Origin of the sequence: Limosilactobacillus mucosae DSM 13345 (assembly GCF_001436025.1) — a bacterium.
Lineage (GTDB): Bacteria > Bacillota > Bacilli > Lactobacillales > Lactobacillaceae > Limosilactobacillus > Limosilactobacillus mucosae.
The window spans coordinates 1-22,730 of record NZ_AZEQ01000022.1 but is presented as its reverse complement, the minus strand read 5'-3'; the positions used below and the strand labels follow the sequence as shown (position 1 = coordinate 22,730).

The window sequence follows — 22,730 nt, the reverse complement described above, 5'->3', positions numbered from 1 at the left end:
AATGCAATATCAAAAAACATTATATCACGAAATAAAAACGCCCCTCTTATCTTGAGGAGCGTGCGTTCACCCGGTTTGCGCGGGTATTGTCTAACTATTTCATCATGCCATTTTTCAACAGGTACTGATGACCAGTCGTCAAATCATACTGAACCAACTGATAGTCGTGCCAGAGCTGCCGTTGTTTTTTAGTCAGCTTGGCTTTGGCAACGACTTTTCCTTGCTGGTTGATAAACTGCGCGGTGGAATTATAAGTATTGGTAGTACTTTGACTGGTATTCATCGCGGCAGCCGGCAATTTTTGCCAGACATCCGTCAATAATGCCAGATAAGGCGTCACCTTTGAGTTGGTCTGGGCCGCGGCCATGGCAATAAAGTCGTTTGGCACGACATAGCCGGTACTCTTGGTCAGATTCTTGGCGCCCTGTTTTCTAGCGGCGCGGTTGGAGTAGATAAAGTAGTCGGTCTCATGCATCTTTAATCCATCCTTAGCCATGTCGTTTTGGTAGATGCCAGGCAGATGATCGCCATAAAAGACTACCGTGACGGGCTTATTCAACCGATCAATCTGCTTAATGAACTTGGCGACTGCTTGATCGGTATAGTGAACGCCCATTGCAAACTGCTCTACTTGGTCGGTCGATGTCCCGTTTTTGGCACTGGCATGATAATAGTCAGCGCCATCGTAATAATGCTGATCATAAGGGAAATGATTCTGCATCGTTACAAGATTGACAAACAAGCCATTGCCGCCGCGCTTTAGCTGATCCAGCGTATTGGCATATGAGGTCGCGTCCGAAAGATACTGACTGCGGCCAATTTTAGACTGATACTTAATCGAATACTTGCTGCCCAGGTACATAAAGCGATCAAAACCGAACTTCTGATAGACCGCGATCCGACTGTAAAAGACGCCGACGTATGGATGAATGGCCATCGACGTTTTAAACAGCTGGTTGATCGACCAGGCCTGATTCTGAAACGGTACCAACTGGGTATAAGGCGTTGGCAGGGTTGGCGAAAAATTGCAGAGCGCCAGGCCAGTCAAGGTCATGTATTCCATATTGGCCGTCCCGCCACCATAGCCCGAACTGATCATCAAGCCGCTGGTGTTGTTTTTCTTCAATCGCTCAATGTTAGGCATTGGATCATATGCCAGCTTGATGCCGGGCACGCGACGCGGATCAGAAAAACTCTCACTTAGATTAAAGATAATGTTTTGTTTAGACAGATCGTTTTGCCGGGTTTGATTGATCCGCCGCGCCTCTTTTTGATAGCGCTTGGCAATTGCAGCCATCTTAGCCTTTGAATATCCGTTGGGCTGATTCATCACCTTAACGTCAAGATTATTCATAAACTGAATCAGCGGACCATTAATGCGGGCACCGGTCAATTGATTGTAAAACATTGCCTGATCGCCCATCCCGGTCATAAAGGCATTAACTGCTGATCCTTGATTGTTCCAAAACAGACTGCTGCCAAATGCCATCACGGTCACGACCAGCCAGACGATTTTTGCCGGCAGCTTGATTTTAGCAACGGGATAACGTTTTTCCAGGCGAACGACGATCATGACCAAAAGCAGCACCACAATCGCAGCCACGACCCAGATCCAGCCCTTGACCATCTTAAACAGACTGCCATATGCCTGATACATTCTGACCTCAGATGGCAGAATCGGCTCATTACGTGCGGCAATCTTAATTCGGTTGGCAACGATCATCAGCATCACCAAAGCCGTAGTCGTTCCCAAAGCTGCCCAGTAGCGATTGAACAATGCCTGCAGCATCTTGGCGATCAAGCCGTACAGAATCGTTGTCAAAAGCAGCATGTTTTGGCAGGCAAAAACGGTATAGATCAACAGATTATAAGATGCATCAGCGTTAGGCTCAAGCCGCCAGCTGCTGTTCATCAATAAAAACGAGGCAACGGCCAGCACATAACAGCTGCCCCATAACAAGACCGTGCTCCAATTTCGCTGCCACCACTGCTTAAGCCATGGCCAGCATTGACCAAGACTGGTTGGCAGCGCCGCGACCCAGTTGTTCAAGCGTCGCATCAAGCCGGTTCGTTCCAGCAGCCATTTGCCAACCCAGCGCAGCAGCCCGCCCGCGATAATAACGATGACCGCACTTGCCAATAAGAGCCCCATTTTGACAATCAGATTTTCAAAATGTCCAGCTGCCAAACCGATAAAATGCTGTTCAAGCAGCGGTTGTTGAGCAATCGCTACCGTTCCCAGCGTAATCCAATAGGCCTCGTTATGCCGATCGCTGACTACTGACTCAACCTCAGCAGCCAAACGGCCAGGCATGATCAAAGCCAGACTCAGCAGCAGCGCCACGATGATCAGGCAGAAATTGTTTAAACTGGCAATCCGGCTGGCCGTTGACATGTCATTATGCAGCATGATTGAGATCTTAGGCATGATCATTGCCATCACACCGGTTGCCGCCAACAGACCACCAGCCGCCAAGAGCAGTCTCCGCTTTGACTGCGGTCGCCACTCGGCAGTCAGCGCACCCAATGATAAAATCAGCAGCGTGCTTAAAATCGTATTGCCGCTGCCCAATCCCCAGAGGTCGCGATTATAAACCGTCGTCGTCAAAAACATCAGCAGAATCGCCAAAATCAGACCTATTCGTTGATTTAACTTAAGGTCAACCAGCCAGCGACTGCTTACCCCTCCTAGGATCAAAGCGGTTGCCAGCGGCATGGCGTTGCGCGTAATCGGCATTACGGCATCTAAAAGACTGCTGAACTGAAAGCTTTTCTTCCAAAACAAATCCAGCAAAACTGCCAAGACTCCAATGGTCACCATCAACAGCCAGCTGCTGACGATGCGGACTTTAGCCAATCGCAGCCGCGTCATCATCCTGCCCAGCAGCATCAAAATCAAAAGTTCACTAACGATCAAAACAACGTGAATCAGCTGCAGAATCATCATGTGGGCATTATTTTCCTGATAGCCGACAAATGGCAGCCGACCATCCCACATCCACAGATTCATCACTAATAAAATACTGGCTAAGCCAATTAAAGTTCTTCGTAACGTTCTACTCATCTTGCACCCATCATAAATAAAAGACGTGGTGGATCTTGGCAGCAAACCAAGGCATCACGTCTTTAGTAACGCGTAATTATCTTATGGACTATTTCATGTACTTTTTGGCAACTTCTTTAGCCAGCTTAGCATAGTGCGCCAAGTATTCAGCGTAGTTGTCATCGTACAGGTAGGCGGCATCGGCTTCTGGATCTTGGGAGGTCAAGATCTTAGGGCCTTTGTCGGTAACTACCAGCGAGTGTTCGTATTGACAGCTCAGGCCACCATCTGCCGTTTTAGCCAGCCAGCCACTTGGATCACTGGTATCAGCTTCCCAGGTACCGGTGTTGATCATGGGCTCTACGGTAATGGTCATTCCATTGCGCAGCCGCGTTCCCTGTCCCGCCTTGCCATAGTGAGGCACCATTGGATCTTCGTGCATCGTTGGTCCAATACCGTGGCCGACAAATTCGCGCACATCGCCATAGCCGTTCTCATCTTCCGTGTAGTGCTGAATGGCCGCGCCAATGTCCCCAATCCGGTTGCCGACCTTACATTGATCAATCCCCAGATATAATGACTTGTAGGTAACGTCCATCAAGCGCTTGACCTCGTCACTGGCCTTGCCGACTACGTATGACCAGCAGGAATCACTGTAGGCGCCATCCAGGTTCACGACCGTATCAACCTTGACCAGATCATTGTCCTTAAAAATCAGCTTCTTGCGGGGGAAACCGTGGCAGATCTCATCGTTAACGCTGATGCAGGTTGCGTACTGGTAGCCTTCAAAACCAATCTGAGCGGCAATTGCATGCGCCTTTTTGAAGTATTCACGGGCAAATTCTTCAATTACCCAGCTGGAAATGCCAGGCCGAATGATTTCGCGCACCCCAATGTGCATCCCGGCTAAAACGGCACCGGACTTTTCCATCGCTTCAATTTCGCGTGGTGACTTTAAACTAATCATCCAGAAAGTCTCCTTAGTTTATAAATTTTAATATCTTATTTAGTATATCACTCAAGGCCGCAAAATAATTCTGTGTTATACTATCCGTTGCGAATTTATTTACGAATCTATTTACGTGGAGGGAAAAACAATGGCAAAAGCATTGGTCGTATATGCCACGATTACTGGCAACAATGAAGACGTTGCCGATATTATTACCGAAGCTTTGGAAAACCAAGGCGTTGAAGTTGAAGAAACCGAAATGACGATGGCCGACGCGGCTGATTTTGAAGACGTCGACATCTGCGTCGTCTGCCCATACACTTATGACGAAGGTGCCCTGCCCGATGAAGGCCTGGACTTTTTCGATGACTTGAAAGAAGAGAATCTGAGCGGCAAGGTTTATGGCGTGGCCGGCTCAGGCGATACTTTTTATGAAGACTTCTTCTGCCTGGCTGTTGACAAGTTTGGCGAGGCCTTTGAACAAACTGGTGCCGTTAAGGGGGCTGACAACGTTCACATCAACCTGGAACCAGATCAAGACGATATCACCAAGCTGGACGCATTTGCCAAGCAGCTGGTAGAAAAGGCAGCTCAAGACTAATGACTGAATTATGGAATAAATATAAAAGCGTCATTGCCTACCTGTTTTGGGGCGTGGTTACCACCATCGTTAACATTGGCGTGTTTCAATGGCTAAGCTCTGGCATCCATTGGAATTATGAAGTTGCTACTGTTATTGCCTGGTTCGTGTCCGTTTTGGTCGCCTACCTGACAAACAAGGTCTGGGTCTTTGGCTCGCACTATACCACGGTCCGCGCTTTTATCGTAGAGTTTATCAAGTTCTACTTCTATCGTGCCTTAACGCTTTTGATCGATATCGTCTTCATGTACGTCGGGGTGACGCTTTTAGGCTTTGACTCCGCCATCCAACAGTTGGTCGTTAAGATTTTGGACAATGTCGTCGTCGTGATTGCCAACTATATCTTTTCCAAGTGGCTGATCTTTAAGTCCAACGACAAAATCGCCAATCGCTAGGTATTGCCAGACTTACGAGATTAATCTGACTGGCAACCGCAAGCTGAGCCCGATTGTCAGAGCGCTGACTCGAAAGATAAGCTCTAAAACTTAAATTTACTGACTTTGAAGCCGGGATTCCGAATTCCAAAGAGAAGATTCGGCTCCTAAACCAAACAGTATCGCGTGATCCCAGATTTTACCAGATCTGCTATCACGCTTTTTTATTTACAATGTGCAACGTAATTTCTTATCCATTACACATTTAATGGAAATATAGATAAGGCTTCAAAAATTACCGATATCGTTTCCCTAACTTTTGGCGAAAAATTTAAGTCGTCAACGTAAAACAAGCCGCTACCCAATTAAGGATGGCGACTTGCTGAAGAACTGCATTAAGTTAAATTAAATGATCCCATCCGGATTCGAACCGGAATCGACCGCTTAGGAGGCGGATGCACTATCCAATTATGCTATGGGACCGCAACAAGAAATATTGTCGCACATTTATGTTCAATCGTAAAGTCAACAATATCTCTTTAATGTTGAATCTGTATCAAGCATGCCTTGTATTTGAAACGATGCCACCCCTATCAGACAGAGATAGCCAGGCGGAACCGAGATTTCACTTACTTAATCAATATCCATCAGCGCCAAGACTATTGATCAGATTGTTTTTCCGTCATGCGACGGTGCTTGAGACGAATTCCCTTGTTTTTGCGATTCTTCTTGCGGTTTTTGCGCTTAGCCGGCATCGAAAAGCCATCCAGCGTATTGTGAATGCTCTTTTTAACCTCACGCTTGCTTTCACGCTGTTCCTTTTGAATCGCACGGCTGGCTTCCTTACGTACTGGCATTTTAGCTGCTCCATCGGCCGGTTTTTCATCGGTGACGGCTTTTTCACCAACCGTCAATTCCGTAAACTGATAGTCGGTATCGGCCAGTAGCTTTTTCAGATCACGAAAATCATGATCACTGCCCAGGTTGATTACCAAGCCGGGCTCACCTTGCCGTCCCGTTCGGCCAGTTCGATGCACGTACTGATCGACAGTGGTAGGCAGTTCGAAATTGATCACGGCTGGCAGTTTGGGAATATCCAACCCCCGCGCGGCGACATCAGTGGTCAAAAGCAGCTTTAACTGACGCTTGCGAAATTGACGCAGTGCCGTTTCACGTTCTGTTTGCCGCTGCTTGCCGCCCAGAGTTGCCGAAGCGACGTGCTCATGCTTCAAGCGACTGGCCGCGTAGTGCAGCGTCTTGATACTGTCAAAGAAGACCAACGCCCGAAAATCCTTGGTGTGACTTAACCGATTAAGCATTGCCGTTTTTTGACTCATCGTTCGTGCATAGACCAAGCCATGCCGAACCGGTCCACGGCTTTGATCCGTTTCACGAACGTCATAAGTGATGATGTCGCGGCCAAACATGACGCTGAGCTGATCAAAGGCTGCCGAACTTGTTGCCGAGAAAAAGGCCAATTGCGCGTTGAGTGGTGTGGCGCGTTCAATATCTTCGACCACCGCCTGCGTATCATCGCGCAACAGATCATCGGCTTCATCAATCACCAGCGTCTTCAGCCGGTCAAGCTTCAAATCGCGATTGTCCAGCATATGCAGCACGCGTCCCGGCGTCCCGACAACGACATCTGGGTGCTGTTTTTTAAGCATTGCCACTTGCCGCCGCAGATTGGCACCACCAGTCAGCGAGCGCACCTTGACCCCGATCAGATTGGCCCATTCGCGTAAAACTGCCGTCGTTTGAATTGCCAGTTCCTGTGATGGTTCCAAAATCAGAATCTGAACGCCGGCACCAGGCTCAACTTTAGGCAAAAGCGGCCAGGCAAAGGCCAGCGTCTTACCAGAACCAGTTGGCGCGATGCCTAAGACTGATTTTCCAGAAGCTAGGGTTTCAGTAACCGCGGTCTGAATCTGCGTTGGCTGCTGGAAACCTTTTTCATCAAAAAGTTGTTGAAATTGTTCGATCAACAGATATCCATCCTTTAATTTAGTCAGTTGATGTCTAACGATTATCGTCAGCTGGGAAAGTCAATTCAGCCGAGCGACGCAGATCATACATTACCGTGTTGACCTTGCGCGCCAGATCGAACCAGCGACGATATTTAGCCTGTTGTTCTGGATTTTCCGGATCATTGAACAGATCAGCAAAATCGTTAAGCTCATCAACCATTGAGTTTTCATAAAATTTGGCTTCCAGTGGGTGGGCCTGCTTTTCACTGTCATAGTAGGTTACTTTGGTCGTGTCAAAGATTGAGTCAAAGACCAGCGTATCCTTAAGACCGTACACTTCAGAAACCAGATGCGAGTTGGCCGTCTTACCAAAGTTCAGCGTTACGGCAAACTTGTCATACTTCAAAATGGCGGTGTCCATCCCATCAACACCGCTTGCGACCATCGTTGGGAACAGCACGACACTGTCCGGAACGCCAAACAGAGTAACGGCACCATAAACAGCGTAAACACCCAGGTCCATCAATGCCCCACCGGCAAATTCAGCCGTGAAGATGTTTGGATATGGCTTGTCGCCGGCAATTACCTTGTCATAGCGAGAAGAATACTTCATTACCGTAATGTTGGCACCTTGAATAACCGGCATCTGCTTGAGCTGTTCTTCAGCCGCATGGAAAAGACCCGTGTGAATGTGACGAGCAGCTTCAACGACACGGGCCTTTGGGTGGGCTGCCAAAAGCGATTCAATGCCCTCAAATTCGTTTGGGTTGACAAAGGCAGGCTTTTCAACAATTACGAATTTGTCATTTTCGATTGCTAAGCGAACCTGTTCATAGTGCAGGCTGTTTGGTGAGGCAACGTAGACCACGTCAAAGTCGCCTTCATCAAAGAAATCTTCCAAACTGTCAAAAAACTGCGTGGCTCCATATGGCTTGCCGAACTTTTCAGCATGTTCCTCAGTTCGCGAGTAAACCGCCGTCAGTTCGTACTTGCCCGTGGTTTTAGCCGCGTCAAGCATTTGATCAGTAATAATGTTAGTTCCAATAATCCCCAATTTCAGCAATTCGATCACTCCTTTACAATTGCTACGTTTCATTCTAACAATTATTTTCAGTTTTTAACAGAAATGAAATCTTTCTATAACACAAAGCTGTGTATAATTAAAATCGTAAATTTATGATCAAATGAAAAATCAAGTTAAATTGAAGGGGATTGAGCAGAATGAAGAAAAAAGGAATGTTGCTTTTCGGTGCGGGACTAATGGCTGGAATCACCAGTTCGTTTGGTTTCAGCCGATCTAAGAAACAGAATCATCCCGTCGCGGCCTTGCCCGTTTTCTATGCCGGTACCTGGAAATACTATGATGAAGAGCGTGACCGTTCGCACATTATTACGATCTCACCAGAACTCAAGCTGGGAATCGACAACCAATTGATTCCGGCTACCGTTCAGCAGGTCAGCACTGAGCAACTCGTCTACTTGGATAAGTTTGGCTATCACATTACGATCCAAGCCAATGAACAGCGCCCCGCCAAGCTGATCGATGAAGCCGATGACCAAGTATACTATATTCAACCGTGCAATAATTAATTCGATTACGTTATGTCTAATTCACGACGTTCCGCGACGGACGCCGTTTTTTTATTGCCTTCAGTCTTAGCGATGGCACTGGTTTGATTAATTGAGATTGTTTTGCGGGTCGCCATTGAAATAAGTTTGGAACAATTTAACTTAAGCTGGTTTGATGGTACAGATGAGTTCGGTGGGCCTCCTGATTTTCCAAAGGCTGTGGCGATTTCAATGGCAAATGTGGCTGACGAGTGTTCGACACATGATAAGGAGTCCTCAAAGCAGTTGTTTCCACCAGTGTCTGTTCGTCGACAACCGGTGCGATGCAGTTAAAACTGCTGACCAATTCTCATCTTTGATAAAACATCAGCCGCAAAGGATCAATCAGTTTACAATTAAGGTAAAACCAAATGGAAAGAAGCGATTTGATGATTAAGAGTTTAGCCGTTTACTGTGGCGCGCATCTAGGCAATGATCCCATCTACCAAGCAAGGGCCGCGGCGTTTGGCAAAAAGATGGCGCAAAATGGCATTGAACTGGTCTATGGCGGTGGCAAATACGGAACCATGGGCGTGATTGCCAATGCCGTGCTGGATAATGGCGGCAAAGTCCATGGCGTCATCACCAGACAGCTATACGAACGCCAAACCGCACTGGACCGCGTTGAGGATCTTAAAATCGTTTCTAACATGGACGTGCGCAAAGATTTGATGATGGATCTCGCGGACGGACTGGTGGCGCTGCCCGGTGGAATCGGCACGTTGGAAGAAATCAGCGAGGCCTTTTCATGGATGTCCTTAGGCGATAACGCTAAACCAACCGCGCTTTATAACGTCAACGGTTTTTATGACCCCCTACGTAATATGTTGCGACGCATGCACGACACTGGCTTTTTGGAACAGTCATACCTGGACGCGATCCATTTCGCCCATTCATTTGACGACTTGATGAAGTTTATGAACCATTACCATGCGCCAGCCCGCCGACAGTACCGCTAAATTAGACCAGCTTGGGAATCACTCTGGCAAACTCACCTCAAACAACCACGCCAGTATGCGTATTTACTGTCTGCGCCAATCTTCAATTATGCCTGCAAACTAAAAAAGATCATCCCGAGCCTAACGCGACCGTGATGATCTTTTTGATTGATGCGATCAGCTAAAATACTGGATCGACTTTTATCAGCAAAATCGACAATCTAAATTTAGGATAATCAATTAACGAAACGCCCTAACCTAGTCCTCAGTTGGCAGTTCCAGCAAGATGTTTAACTGATCTTGAATGTTTTGGGCCGCGACTTTGAGCTGATCTTCCTCCAATGGTCGTAATGGCAAAAGCGTATAGTTGCCAACGCCCTGTCGACCAAGCTGCGCGGCAAAACTCAGATAACTTTGATACTGCGGCTGATAAAGCGCCACGGGAAAACTGACCTGTTCATCTGACAAGACTGCCTGCAAAATCCGCATCGTCCATAATGCCATCCCACTGACGTCTTGGCCTTGACCTTTGATTGCATACCAGCCATTCAGTTTAGCCTGAATCTCGCTTTGGTGTGGGTCGATTTTTTGCCCCATTACCGGCTTTTCCAATGGTTGGCCATTGATGCGAAACGTTGACCAGATTGGCACGGCCTCACCATCATGCTGACCATAGACAAAGCCAGTCACCGCACTGGGCGCGACATGGACCTGATCGGCAATTGCTCGATGCAGGCGCGCGGTATCCAGAACCGTTCCCAGCCCGATTACTTTTGGCCGCGGCAGTTCCGTTAAATATTGCAGATAGGCCGTGGCTGCCTCGTTGGGATTAGCCAGGTTGAGCAGTACCCCGCTAAAGCCGCTCTGCTTGATCTGCGGTGCAATCTGGCGCATCATCTTCCCGACATCGGTCAATTCGGCAAATCGTTGCTCTTTTAACAATTCCGCATTACCAATTGCCAAGACAACGGCATCTGCATCCTTGAGCGCCGCGTAATCCTGTACTTTAATCGTTGGCTGAACTGCCAGTGCCGACATACCATCAAGCAGATCATTTTGCAATCCGACTGCCAGATCACTGTTGGTGTCAATCAAAACCAGCTCATCAACAATCTGCCGTGCCACCAGCAAATTGGCCAGCAGCGCGCCAACATTGCCAAGTCCAATAATTCCAAGCTTACGCAAAATCCATCGTCCTTTCGTCGTTAAGAATCAATACAGCCACCATGACGTAAAAAGGCGCTTCCCTATTCAGGGCGCGCCTCCCAACTGCTTTTTGCTATTCAGCTAAATTGCCTTCTAATTCTGGGAACAGGTTCAACAAGTAATCCAAAGCACCGCGGGAAAGATCAAGATCAGCCTGCGCGTCAAAAGTTTCAACCCGATTACCGACACTGAGCTTTAAGGGATTTTCAAAATCAACGTGGACCCCGCTCATGATGGCAATCTTAATCAATTTTTGAACACTGTCGGAATACTGGCCAGCCAACGCCTGCAATGGATGTGGCGAGCGTACGAAACTGGTATAGCGGTCATTGGCAATCTTAAGGCCAAAACTCAACAGGTCACCCTTCGCCAGTTTTTCCGCTACCTGGCCACCGATCGTCAGCGTTGGATCTTCTACCCGCCGCTTAACGAAACTCAAGGCCAGCTTGTATTCGCGCGGTGCATTGAACTGACTGCAGAATTGTTCCAGACGTTCAATCAATTCCATGGCCTCATCACGCATCCAGTCAGTCTGTTCATCTGGTGCCTGCAAAGCGACCTCATTATTGCGCTCAATTGCCTGGTTTAGTTTTTCACTAAGGTTTTCCGGCATTGGCGAAACCAACGTGTAAATCATAAACAGCTCTAAGAAATTCAGCGTATCTTCACTGATCCCGCCTTTAGCAAATGGATCCAGATCAAATGAACGAAAACTGATAAATTGAATCCCATCTTTGACGATCTGGCGCAGGCTGTCATCATCATGCTTACCGTGCAGCCGAACCGGACCAAAGAATTCTTGCGGACCATAGTAAGTACCATCCTCCAAAAACTTTGAGATCTGGTCGACAAAGCTTTCCAGACTTGCATAGCTGGGGCGCTCATCAGGTAGGTTATCGTATCCATAAGTACTGTTACGGAAGCTGCGCACTGGCAGATTGATGTGTTCTGGCATATCGTGTTCAACGGCTTCTGAAACCGGACTGGCACCGTATAGATAGGTAAACAGCCACCGCCATAGACAGAAGCACTGGGCCATTTTGAAGTAGACCGCGTTTTGGAAATCGGCCTGGCTGGCAAAATCGTCCTTAAAAGTCTCGTCATACAAGGTGTTGAGCAGCTCTTGGTCCAGGTTAAAGCCAATGTGCGCGCCTCCCAGCATCATCCGCTTAATGCCATATTTTTCGCGCAGGTAGTTGGTGTATTCCTTGTTCCACGGCTGTGAGCAGTTGTTGCCGACATATTCCAGATCGTGCTGATACTCTGGTGCTGGTGCCAGACTCAATGGCCAGATCCGTTCATCTTCATGCAGCTGACTGTCAACGATCTGTTCTAAGACCTTTAACTGTTGACAGGTGGCCTTGCTCCCTCTGACGATTGGCGTGGTAAATTCCATTAAATTATCGGAAAAGCCGCTCAAAAGATATGGATTGGTTTTGCGTGAGCTGAGGTTCTTGGGATATTCGTAGCGACTGGCCCGGCCATTGGTTAAAATCCGGTGCTCTTCCAGGCGCAGACCAAAGCTGGCATTAAACATCCGCTCGTTTAATGATCCCTCACTCAGCATTTTCAATAGTTTGGCTTGCTTTTCAGCCATAATTTTTCCCCCTTCAACCAATGTCTTGATGCTGACTCATCACTTAGACATCGATCGCGCGCTGCCAGTCAGTGGAATTAAAATAGCACGCAATCAAAAAAGATCAGCCGCCTGTTCAGGAATGCAGATCTCGGTGGTTGTTTCTTCAACACCCTATTTTAGCAAAACTTTAAAAAAATGGGGTCGGTTATTAAAAAATTACTGCTGTAAAATCCAAGCAACCAACTTTTTAATCAAATTTACGATTTATCAAGCAAGCCAGGCGACAAACTGCTGGTATCATGTTAGGCTAAAGGCAAACATTTTAAGGAAGGCGCTTTCTTATGACTGAAAAGAAATTAACCAAGATTACCATGACCCCGCAAGCCAGCGAATGGTTTCAAAACGAAATGCATCTTAAGCCTGGCAACGGCATCAAACTGTTTGGCAAAGGCTATGGCGAAACCAATGCCCATCAAGGTTTTTCACAAGGCATCGGCCGCTGTGATCATCCCGTTGACCCCGTCGTTGATCAAGTCATCGATGGCATTCATTACTATATTCAGGCCTTTGACTACTGGTTTTTCAATGGTCTGGACGTCGCAATCGACTATGACGCGCAGGTTGATGGCCCATTGATGCACTTTACGCCGAATGATGGCTCAAGACTGGACGCGACAACCGGAGCCTCCCAACGCGTCTAGGCAACGATAAAACCGCCTTGGACAGGTGACGCGGATGTAAAACTTCTCAGTGCGGCTAGGCAACGACTGAAGGCAACGATAATCCAGAGCCCACAGTCCGGAGCTTTCCAATACGGCTAGGCAACGACTGTTTGAAATCGTCCCACAATATTTGCCGTTCAAGATCCGATCAGAGTGTTTGAGCGACGCGTCTAGTAAATCTTTACGAGGTTATTGTCAATCCAGCCAGGCGTTATGTCCCATTCGCTCATAACCTGCTTGGGCAAGACATTTGACCGGTTTGAGTCCTAATTATCATAATTTTCTAATTTACGAAAAATTTTTGAAAGTGGTATAGTTAAGATATAACTTTCGCTTGTATATCCGTAAGTCAGACTGACACTAGGAAAAGCATTTTTGCCTTCCCAGTGTCAGTTTTTTTATTTGAGAAAGGAGAATTTGATTTTTATGGAGCAAACGAACGAACATCAGGTTACCAAGAAAAACAATCTGTCAATTATTGGCATTGCTGGCCTGGCATTTTGCGGTGTCTTGGTTGAAACCTCAATGAATGTTACGTTTCCAACTTTGATGCGTGATTTTCACCAAAGTCTAAATGCCGTTCAATGGGTCACGACCGGCTATCTGCTGACCGTCGCCCTAACCGTTGTCCTGGCAGCCTTTCTGCAGCGTCGCTTTAAACTGCGCAGCTTGGTTGTTGCATCTACTCTGGCATTTATCACTGGCGGTCTGCTTTGTGCCCTGGCGCCTCAGCTGTGGATGCTGTTGTTAGGCCGTTTGATTCAAGGGATCAGTACTGGGCTGGCAATGCCGCTGCTGTTTTTCGTCATTATGCAGCAGATTCCATTTGCCATGCAGGGAACCTACGCCGGCCTGGGTGGAATGGTAATCGGGCTGGCACCTTCTTTAGGACCAACTTATGGCGGCCTGGTTAATCAATTCATCAACTGGCGCGTAATTTTTTGGATCATCCTGCCAATTGGGATCATTTTAGGCCTGATCGGGATTGCCAACATTCAGCAGATCAATCAGCCAACCACCATCCATTTCCAGTTTCTGCAGTATCTGCTGGTTGCCATTGGCTTCATCTGCCTGGAAATGGGGCTGAACAGCGTTGGTACCAGCGGCTTTGGCTCACCGGCCTTTTACGGAAACGTCATTATCGCACTGGCTGCCTTGATTATATTCGGCTACCTGACCTCGCATCGCAAACACCCGCTGGTCAATACCAATGTCTTTGCTGACCCGATCTATCTGCCCTGTCTATTGCTGTATTTCATGGTTCAATTCATTCAAATCGGGATGACGTTCCTTTTGCCAAACTGTGCTCAATTAACGCTGCACCAGAATTCTTTTGTCGCTGGTCTGATGCTCTTGCTCGGGGCACTGATCTCAGCTGTCCTACTGCCGCTGACTGGCCGCCTGCTGGATCAATCAGGAATCAAGAAGCCGCTGATCTTTGGCGCGCTTTTTACCAACCTGGCCGTGATCTTGATGTATGCATTCAGCAGCCATCTCTCAATGTGGTCGCTGACGATCTTTTACGCGGTCTACATGGTCGGTTTCGGCTTCTTATTCAACAACGTTATGACCTATGGACTGCAGCATCTAAAACCGCAGCTGGTTGGTGACGGCAATGCCTTGTTCAGTACACTGCAGCAGTATGCCGGCTCAATCGGAACCGCCTGTGTCTCCACGATTCTGGCAATCACTGCTGCGCAAATGCCTCACCAAAGCACCGTCGTTCAGACTGCCATTGGGACCAAGTATTCATATGTTTTGTTTATCATTGGCGCCTTGATTATGGATGTTTTGATCATTGATATCTGGAAGCAGATCGGTAAGGAAAAGCATTCATTCGAGCTGCTTGACCAAGATAAGTAAAATAAGACAAATAGCGCTATAGCAGGTCTTACATCTGCTATAGCGCTATTTTCACATATCATTCTCAGAGCTGACACACCAACAGCCAATTACTAATCATCAGCCACCCTACCTGCTTTCATTAGCTGGCATATTTTTTTCAAAGCGGTTGCTGATCTGTTGTCCAGCCAACCAAATCAGCATGAGCAGAATGGCAACCAGCCATAGATTCATTGGGAAGAACAGCATCATGAAGATTCCGGCCAACCAGATATTCCCCAGCAAGCTGATCCCAGAAGAAATCCCCACCAGCATCACGATCAAGGTAGTGTCATTTGCTGGCAGACGGCCTACCATATTGGCGGCATCTACAATGGACTGCTGACCTGGTTTGACGAGCAGATGCAGACAAGCCCTCAACAGCTGGCGGCCAAAGTCACTGATTTCATCCCAGCAGAGATGCGGCTGCTGTTTAACGACATCAATTTTGGCAAGAAGCCCAATTCTTCGATTAAATCCTAGACATTCCGCTGCTGAAGCCTAATCGACGGAAGAATCCCTTTACTCGATAGATTTCTTAAGTCAGTCCAACCAGAATCCTAATCGCAAGCTAAAAGCGCCACCTCAAGATGCAAGGCTGTTATGACAAGCCCCGCCTGAGATGACGCTTTTATTAATTATTGTAACGGCGATTCGCTTTATTCACCACTGGCACCATAGTTTTTGAGTACCCGTGCGCTTGGATCGTCAACGTCACAGTTTTCCCATTCCTTGTTTGGCATCCAGAAGTCCTTGATCCATTTTGCTTTTCCCGGGAAATATTCCTCAAAAATATCGCGATACAGCAACGACTCTTTGGTAAATGGCGTACAATATGGATACTTTTCCTTGGCGTTGGCCACATCTTCATCAGTGTAGAGCGTTTCGGCGTAGTCCTTCAAGTCGTCAACCAATGAGTGACCAACCGCATCGCTAAAGGCCGCCTTTTCCCGCATGATGATGTCGTCTGGCAGATATCCTTGACCAGCAAATGCTTGCCGCAGCAGATACTTGCCCTTGTGATAATGGTTCATCTTCAGTTCTGGATCAGTTGACAGCGCATATTCGACAAAATCAAGGTCCGCAAATGGTACCCGGCCTTCCAAAGAGTTGGAAGAAATGCAGCGGTCAGCCCGCAAAACATCGTACATATACAGCTCGTGCACCCGCTTCAATGATTCTTTTTGGAATTCTTCCGCGTTGGGAGCAAAGTCCGTGTACTTGTAGCCAAACAGCTCATCAGAACATTCACCGGTTAAGATTACCTTCAAATCAGTGTTTTCATGAATGTTCTTGCAAAGCAGGTACATCCCGATTGAGGCCCGAATCGTTGTAATGTCCCAGGTTTCCAGCTGGTAGATAACCTCATGCAAAGCGTTGAGCACGTCTTCTCGCGTCATGATAAATTCGGTATGGTCGGTTCCCAGATAGTCGGCAACTTCACGCGCGTACTTGAGGTCGATCGGGTTGCGGTCCATCCCAATTGCAAAGGTCCGAATCGGCTTGCCCAAAAGCTTGGTAGCAATCGAGCAGACCAAGGATGAGTCCAGGCCACCAGACAGCAGGTAGCCAACTGGCGCATCAGAGTTTAGGCGCTTACGAACGGCTTCAACCAATTTTTCGCGCAGCGTGCTGGCTGCCGTGGCAAAATCGTCGGTCCGCATCTTCTGAACCGTCGTAGCGTCATGGTAGCAGACGAACTTTTCGCCATCATAGTAGTATCCTGGCGGGAATGGATAGATCTCATCGCAAAGATCCATCAGCGCCTTGGCAGTTGAGGCAAATGACATCTTATGCTCGCCTTTGGTATAACCATAAAACATTGGTCGAATACCAACTGGGTCGCGGGCAGCAACAACGCGCTTAGTGGTTTGGTCGTATAAGACAAAGGCAAATTCCGCGTCCAGCATCTTGCACATTGTATCCAGGCCATATTTCTTATAGAGTGGAATCAAGACTTCGCAGTCACTGTTGCTGACAAACTCATACTCTGGGGCCAAGTTCTTTTCCAATGCATAATAGTTGTATATTTCGCCATTGCAGATCAAGATGCAGTCATCACTTACGAAAGGCTGCATCCCCCGCTCAGACAGGTCCATGATGGCCAGGCGATTAAAGCCAAAGACCTTGTCATCCATTGAAATCGTCCGGGTCATATCAGGTCCACGATCGTTCAGCTTAGCCAAGGCATCCGCAAAAGCCTTGGGTGCAAACTCACTGGAACCAGCGGCTAAAAATCCACACATCTTGTTCTCCTCTTTCCTCTTAAAACATTAAATATTAAAATATAGTATATCGCACAGTTTACTTTTAATAAACTTTTAATTTTAAGAAGAGAACATTCTATCCTAGCTGGTACTTATTATTTAATTGTTTTTGCCGTGCTGATTGTTAAAGATTATTAAGTCTGATGTTATTTTTTCTAATTAATTGACGTTAAAACCGCTTTCAACAAAAATTTATAAATATCCATAAATTTACGGCTGCCACTACCAATTTTGAAAGGAGCACTCTAAAATGCTGAAACACGAATATCATTCCCCATTAGGTACCATGACGATGCTGGCCGATGACGCAGCCTTGCATGGTCTCTGGTTCAACGACCAAAAATACTTTGGTGCCGACTACGCATTAGACGAAATTGCCGTTGGTGAAAATTCAATCATTAAACGCACAACGGCCTGGCTCGATCAGTATTTCGCAAAACAGGATCCCGACCCGCATGCCATTCCGCTCGCCTTAGAAACTACCCCTTATCGACAGCGCATTCTAAGCGGATTGCAGGAGGTCCCCGCTGGCAGCACCATCACCTATCAGGAACTGGGACAAAAAGCCGCGCCAAATCAAAATATTTCAAAAGGAACCGCGCGGGCAGTCGGTGGCGCCGTTGCCCACAACCCGATTTTGATTTTGGTGCCCTGTCATCGCGTTATTGGCAGTGACGGTCGCCTGACTGGCTATGCTGGCGGCACCGCACGCAAATTAGCTCTACTGCAATTGGAGGGCGTTGATTGCAAAGAGCAGCACCAACCGCGACGAGACGGTGATTGCAAACAAAAGCGCCACATTGATTGCAAGCCAAAGCATGAATCGGCAGGAAAGGGCGCAATTCAGACCAAATCAATGAATCAATAATTAAGGAAGCCACAATCGCCTAACGCCAAGGAACGATTGCAAACGACCATAATCCCCAAAATCCTTAATCAAAGACACACCCCGCAGTCCAAAGCCGAAACCGCGCTAAATAAAAAAGATCTCACCGAAACTCGCGATGAGATCTTTTTATATGAACTTATTTTAGTGGAACTGCATCCCGCCATCGACTTCCAGAGTTTGACCAGTAATGTAGTCAGAATCTGGACCAGCCAGGAAGGCAACGGCATTAGCAACGTCCTCAGGTTCAGACAGGCGTTTCAGCGCAATGTCCTTAGCAAACGTCTGCATGCCCCATTCATCGCTCTTGCCTGCATTCTTGCCGACTTGGTGAGCAATGTCCATCATCATTGGCGTCTTCACAATCCCAGGTGCGTATGCGTTAACCGTCGTGCCTTCTTCAGCCAGTTCACGAGCCGTAACCTGGGTGATCCCACGAATGGCAAACTTGGAGCTGGAGTATACGGTCAGGTTAGGGTTACCAACGACCCCGGCTTGGGAAGTAGCGTTGATGATCTTGCCTGGGTGGCCAAGCTTCTTAAATGCGGCATGAGCAGCCTGAACGCCCCAGATCGTACCACCAACGTTGATGCTGTAAACCTTTTGCAGATCTTCAGGCGTTACAGTGTCAATTGGCGTCGTTGGAGCAACCCCGGCATTGTTAACCATAACATTGAAGTCGCCGTAGTGTTCAACAGCCTGGTCAACGGCAGCAAAGACTTCATCGCGCTTGGCAACATCGGCCGTGACGGCAAAAGCTTCACCGCCATTTGCCTTGATGCCTTCAACTACTTTTTGCAGTGCGTCCATGTGGCGAGCAACAACGACGACTGAAAAACCATCTTTAGCCAAACGTTCAGCGATTGCCTTACCAATCCCTTGACCTGCACCGGTAACTAATGCAACTTTTGCCATAATTATTGCCTCCTAAAGATTGTGAATTAACCATCAAATTGTTGAGATAATTCTAAACGAACATCATCGAAAAGTAAATTAATTCCACCAATGTAAACACAATGAAAACGATTTTTGGCTTAACCAACAAAAAAGTTAAATCATGAGCAAGGTTTTCCTAAACAAATCTGTTTACAGCGGATCAGTCAGCAGTTGTGCAATCGTTGCTATTTTAGATTTTCACCATGTTAAAATTTGTGAACGATTTTGCAGACGAGTTGATTTTCATAAAAGTTATTATTATGCTGCTGCAATCGTAGAATTTCAAGTTGCGGTTTTGTTTTGGCAAGTTTTTTATTCAGATATCCGCATTTAAAAATAAAAACAATCCTCATGATTCGTCAACATGAAGATTGCTGAACATATTTACGATTTACGCAGCCAACGCAAAATATCCGCAATTTATATCCGGCAGCGTTACTGCAGCAGAATCTTCAAAAGTCGATTCAACTCAGAATAAGACAGCTGCAGACGTTTTTTTAAGGTTTCCGTCGCGGGCATGGCATCATTATGCAGGTTTAGATAAGTCGAATATTGATGAAGTCCATTCAGTTCGTGTGCCTTCATATAGTCGATTACCAAAAACGTCAGATCGGCATTGGAATACCGGCTCCAACGACTGGTTTTGCGAATGCTTTCACCGTATTTGGCAGCATAGCGTTTCTTGAGTTCCTCAAAAGAAAAGCCATAGCGCATCAGCGAATCGTAGCTGACGCCCAGAACCGGTCGACAGCGCAGACGAAAATCCTTTACATTATAGAGCTTTTCGCGACGCATAAGTTCTAAGGCCCCATTTACGACCTGCTCACATGTCTGCGGGTCTGCTAAACGAATGGACTGCTTGGCACCTAGATGCTTGCTGGCTCCCTTTTTACCATTTTGCGCAATGTTTTTCTTGGCATCATAACTAAATCCCAGGTCATGCATCAAATCGCTCCAAGACATTTTAGTGATCTGCATGGCACTGTTTGGCGAAGGTGCCTCGCCACGATGATAGCGATCTTGATAAACGGTGCGGCTGGGATTATTTTGAATCCCCAAACGGATGATTTCTTGCTTCAGCAGAACTTTAATGATTTCTGGATCAGCGGCTTTATGCGGCATAACGACAACCTTCTTTCGTAAAAGGCTTTAGTCTAATGATACCGTAATTTAAGCAAAAAATCCCCTAATCTCTCAAACTGATGATCGCCATCGCGTTTGGCTGTCTGACATTTCGGTAAATAATTGACAATACCTGCCAAGCCACTATGTTCATCCGCGTCATGCATAATCATAATGGCTCAGATTACCGCACTAAAGCTGGTTATTTGCATAAGGCCAAACATACCAAGCTGAATCGTTAACCACTGCCGACCATCTTATCATTGCTAAATCCAGATGCCCAAAGCCAGCTTGCCGCAGACGCTATTTCATTCATACCAGACTCAGCCATGATGCTTCTTGATTAATTTGCATTGTTAGATGGCAGCATAAGCGACCCGACAGCCATACTCTGTTAAAAATGCGCTCAATACGTCCGCATCCAGCCAGACGGTCGCCGTATTGGCATTGGCATGAACCCCAATCAAGCCGCCTTGAAAATCTTGGTCCAAGTAAACCTGCACTTGATGTTCAGTATCATTCAGCGCTCCCATCGGCGTCACTGATCCTGGACGTAAAGCCAAATATTTCTCCATGTCTTCAGCTGAGGCAAAACTCAGATGCCGCGCTCCGATTTCTTTACGAAAGGCTTTCAGATCCACACGCTTTTGCGGCATGATCGACACCAGGTAATAGTGTTGATGCTTATCATCGCGCAGGAAAAGATTTTTGGCTGCCGTTTCTGGATGGATCAGATTCAAATCTGCAATCTGTTCAATGCGATCAACTGCCGGATGTCGCTGCATTTCATAGTTGATCTGCCTTTCATCCAGCTTGGCTAATACATCCTGAATTTTCTTTTCGTTTTCTTCCATATCAATTCATCGCCTTTTGAGTTTTAGCATTGATTATAAGGCAGCTAATCGTTTTCAAGAGCTAGAATTTTTATTTTCTCAAAATTGCCAGTTTTTATTGCTGATTTTTGGTAATTTCAATCAAAAGCAGGCTGACGATTGACTAGTTCCTTTTTAGGATGCGGTTGAAAACCTTGATAAAATTACCCTAGTTACCAACTCGCTTGATTGGGAGAGATTATATTCTGACCGATTTCTCGGCAGCATCGAGCCTGCTACATTAAGCCATAAACCTTATCCAAGCCAGCAAATGTATTTGCGCCATCTGCCTGATAAACGGCTTGGCTTTGTGATTTGATAGAATCTTCCATGGGGAAAGCCTCCGTATTCTGATTGGTTTTAGCAGTTCAATCATACGGGGAGGGCTTTCCCTTTTTCAATTCCTCCTTTAAATTTACACAAACAATTTTACACTCCCTTGATATATATTGATTTTTACCTACTATACATCGCTTTTTTGAAAAAAGTAGGTAATGAGATTTTCGTCATATGTTATTATGCAGAATTTTTTGCATAATTCAGTCTAAGCAAGCCTAGCCACGACTTTTTCGATGATCAGCCAGCCCAATTTGTAGAGAAGAGAATTTTCGCCATATCGGATTGCCCAAATAATTGCCGCACCATGGATGATTACTGATTAATCACTCTTCGCTACAAGCAACAAAGGTCTTTCCAATTATCGGTAAAGCCCAAAATAGCAAGGATCAGATCTGGGGAGCGACAACAGAATTTATCCCGAATATTATGCTGATTACAATAGGACATCAAAAGACCCCAGAATCACTTTTCACGACTCTGGGGCTAATTCAGTTGACTTAATTACGTGAAATGCGTGATCATGCTTCTTCAATTGTCAAAGCATAGGTTACTGGATTAAAAACAAGCCGAGTATTAAATGGCGCACTGATTTTGTTGAGACGAGTAACAATACGATCCGCAATTGCTGGAGAAGCTGGCACTGGCACACCATGATTTAAAACGCGTGCATCCTGTTCTCGCAAATCCAGTGGTAGGGCCTTGAATTGAACCTGACCGTCATTAACCAGCAGTTTAACCATCAAACCATCGTTAAAGACGGAATTGGCATTGAATCCGACCCATTCTCCATGCTCCTTGGCTCGTTGAAGGTGGAGAACTGATGGCAGCGCGTGTTCATCGTGGTCATAGGCAGCATTCATTTCGGGCGGGATGATTGATTCACCAGCCTCAAACTCCCTAGATTTTTGACAAAGACCCTAAAAATCAAAAAAACAGTCATCAGTAAAAACTGATGACTGCTTAGTAAAGATATATAACCGAATATTTAATGCCTCCGGTGGGGGTCGAACCCACACTCCCTCAACGGGAACTGGATTTTGAGTCCAGCGCGTCTGCCAATTCCGCCACAGAGGCATAAGTCTTTACTAAAAGGTGGTAACCGGATTTGAACCGGTGATCGAGGTTTTGCAGACCTGTGCCTTACCACTTGGCTATACCACCAAATAGTGCCTGAACGTTTTGTTCAAACTATCCAACATTTGGTAGACTGTTGGATAAAAGGGCGGTATGTGGGATTCGAACCCACGCATGTCGGACCCACAAACCGATGTGTTAACCAAACTTCACCAATACCGCCAAAATATTCAGTTGAGCAGGGATAGTAGGAATCGAACCCACAATGACGGTTTTGGAGACCGTAGTTATACCGTTTAACTATATCCCTATAATAATGGAGGAGGG

19 protein-coding genes and 5 tRNA genes are annotated in these 22,730 nt (G+C 46.7%); 7 read left to right on the top strand and 17 right to left on the bottom strand.

Translation table 11 applies throughout. The annotated features are described in order from the left end of the window. Positions 1–94: 94 nt before the first annotated feature. Together FC47_RS08875 and map are read right to left on the bottom strand one after the other, a co-directional pair. Positions 95–3,064: an LTA synthase family protein gene (locus FC47_RS08875; RefSeq protein WP_235804014.1), complete on the bottom strand. Its 2,970-nt coding sequence runs from the start codon at positions 3,062–3,064 to the stop codon at positions 95–97. Positions 3,065–3,152: 88 nt separating this feature from the next. Next, positions 3,153–4,010 (bottom strand): type I methionyl aminopeptidase, encoded by an 858-nt coding sequence (gene map, locus FC47_RS08870; protein ID WP_006499904.1) that lies wholly within the window; start codon positions 4,008–4,010, stop codon positions 3,153–3,155. 130 nt (positions 4,011–4,140) lie between these two features. Here map and FC47_RS08865 point away from each other — a divergent pair, with 130 nt between their 5' ends. Then, entirely contained in the window at positions 4,141–4,593 is a 453-nt protein-coding gene (locus tag FC47_RS08865; RefSeq protein ID WP_048345237.1) for a flavodoxin, read from the top strand. Continuing rightward, a complete protein-coding gene (locus FC47_RS08860; protein WP_056968659.1) occupies positions 4,593–5,027 on the top strand; it encodes a GtrA family protein in 435 nt (144 codons plus the stop codon). Before FC47_RS08865 ends, FC47_RS08860 begins: the two co-directional genes overlap by 1 nt. Positions 5,028–5,416: 389 nt before the next feature. Here the strand turns inward: FC47_RS08860 and FC47_RS08855 are convergent. The 3 genes from FC47_RS08855 to FC47_RS08845 form a co-directional block, all read right to left on the bottom strand. Beyond that, a tRNA-Arg gene (locus FC47_RS08855) sits at positions 5,417–5,489 on the bottom strand. Between the two features lie 176 nt (positions 5,490–5,665). Continuing rightward, entirely contained in the window at positions 5,666–6,991 is a 1,326-nt protein-coding gene (locus FC47_RS08850; RefSeq protein ID WP_056968658.1) for a DEAD/DEAH box helicase, read from the bottom strand. A 34-nt stretch (positions 6,992–7,025) separates the two neighbouring features. Then, a complete protein-coding gene (locus tag FC47_RS08845) occupies positions 7,026–8,036 on the bottom strand; it encodes a Gfo/Idh/MocA family protein (RefSeq protein ID WP_033934960.1) in 1,011 nt (336 codons plus the stop codon). Positions 8,037–8,194: 158 nt separating this feature from the next. Between FC47_RS08845 and FC47_RS08840 the strand changes: the two genes are divergently transcribed. Then, the gene (locus FC47_RS08840) at positions 8,195–8,563 is read left to right on the top strand and encodes a DUF4828 domain-containing protein (RefSeq protein ID WP_034539146.1); all 369 of its coding nucleotides are present in this window, start codon (positions 8,195–8,197) and stop codon (positions 8,561–8,563) included. Positions 8,564–8,970: 407 nt separating this feature from the next. After that, positions 8,971–9,540: an LOG family protein gene (locus tag FC47_RS08835; protein ID WP_039945755.1), complete on the top strand. Its 570-nt coding sequence runs from the start codon at positions 8,971–8,973 to the stop codon at positions 9,538–9,540. A 237-nt stretch (positions 9,541–9,777) separates the two neighbouring features. On the opposite strand, the gene FC47_RS08830 is transcribed toward FC47_RS08835, so the two are convergent. After that, positions 9,778–10,704, bottom strand: a complete 927-nt coding sequence (locus FC47_RS08830; RefSeq protein ID WP_006499912.1) for a lactate/malate family dehydrogenase — start codon at positions 10,702–10,704, stop codon at positions 9,778–9,780. A 94-nt stretch (positions 10,705–10,798) separates the two neighbouring features. Further along, positions 10,799–12,322: a glutamate--cysteine ligase gene (locus tag FC47_RS08825; protein WP_056968657.1), complete on the bottom strand. Its 1,524-nt coding sequence runs from the start codon at positions 12,320–12,322 to the stop codon at positions 10,799–10,801. A 323-nt stretch (positions 12,323–12,645) separates the two neighbouring features. On the opposite strand from FC47_RS08825, the gene FC47_RS08820 reads away from it, so the two are divergent. Next, a complete protein-coding gene (locus FC47_RS08820; RefSeq protein ID WP_056968656.1) occupies positions 12,646–13,005 on the top strand; it encodes a HesB/YadR/YfhF family protein in 360 nt (119 codons plus the stop codon). A 447-nt stretch (positions 13,006–13,452) separates the two neighbouring features. After that, entirely contained in the window at positions 13,453–14,889 is a 1,437-nt protein-coding gene (locus tag FC47_RS08815) for an MFS transporter (RefSeq protein WP_048345233.1), read from the top strand. 108 nt (positions 14,890–14,997) lie between these two features. Here FC47_RS08815 and FC47_RS08810 read toward each other — a convergent pair whose 3' ends face one another. Further along, a complete protein-coding gene (locus tag FC47_RS08810; protein ID WP_056968655.1) occupies positions 14,998–15,225 on the bottom strand; it encodes a hypothetical protein in 228 nt (75 codons plus the stop codon). Positions 15,226–15,566: 341 nt separating this feature from the next. Then, positions 15,567–17,153, bottom strand: coding sequence for an asparagine synthase B (gene asnB, locus FC47_RS08805; RefSeq protein WP_056968654.1), 1,587 nt, complete (start codon positions 17,151–17,153; stop codon positions 15,567–15,569). A 271-nt stretch (positions 17,154–17,424) separates the two neighbouring features. On the opposite strand from asnB, the gene FC47_RS08800 reads away from it, so the two are divergent. Further along, positions 17,425–18,042, top strand: coding sequence for a methylated-DNA--[protein]-cysteine S-methyltransferase (locus tag FC47_RS08800; RefSeq protein ID WP_333493008.1), 618 nt, complete (start codon positions 17,425–17,427; stop codon positions 18,040–18,042). 162 nt (positions 18,043–18,204) lie between these two features. On the opposite strand, the gene FC47_RS08795 is transcribed toward FC47_RS08800, so the two are convergent. From FC47_RS08795 to FC47_RS08760, 8 genes are all read right to left on the bottom strand, one after another. Continuing rightward, positions 18,205–18,978, bottom strand: a complete 774-nt coding sequence (locus FC47_RS08795; RefSeq protein ID WP_109588286.1) for a (S)-acetoin forming diacetyl reductase — start codon at positions 18,976–18,978, stop codon at positions 18,205–18,207. Positions 18,979–19,431: 453 nt separating this feature from the next. Further along, the gene (locus FC47_RS08790; RefSeq protein WP_006499921.1) at positions 19,432–20,118 is read right to left on the bottom strand and encodes a hypothetical protein; all 687 of its coding nucleotides are present in this window, start codon (positions 20,116–20,118) and stop codon (positions 19,432–19,434) included. A 356-nt stretch (positions 20,119–20,474) separates the two neighbouring features. Further along, on the bottom strand, positions 20,475–20,972 hold the full coding sequence (locus FC47_RS08785; protein ID WP_056968653.1) for a prolyl-tRNA synthetase associated domain-containing protein: 498 nt from the start codon (positions 20,970–20,972) through the stop codon (positions 20,475–20,477). A gap of 875 nt (positions 20,973–21,847) precedes the next feature. Then, positions 21,848–22,189 carry a hypothetical protein gene (locus FC47_RS08780; protein WP_006500167.1) on the bottom strand — a complete coding sequence of 114 codons (342 nt, stop codon included), beginning with the start codon at positions 22,187–22,189 and terminating at the stop codon, positions 21,848–21,850. Between the two features lie 129 nt (positions 22,190–22,318). Then, positions 22,319–22,403 (bottom strand) — tRNA-Leu (locus tag FC47_RS08775). A gap of 16 nt (positions 22,404–22,419) precedes the next feature. Next, a tRNA-Cys gene (locus FC47_RS08770) sits at positions 22,420–22,490 on the bottom strand. Between the two features lie 60 nt (positions 22,491–22,550). After that, positions 22,551–22,625: transfer RNA gene (locus tag FC47_RS08765), tRNA-His, on the bottom strand. 17 nt (positions 22,626–22,642) lie between these two features. Continuing rightward, positions 22,643–22,713, bottom strand: a tRNA-Trp gene (locus FC47_RS08760). Positions 22,714–22,730 lie beyond the last annotated feature (17 nt).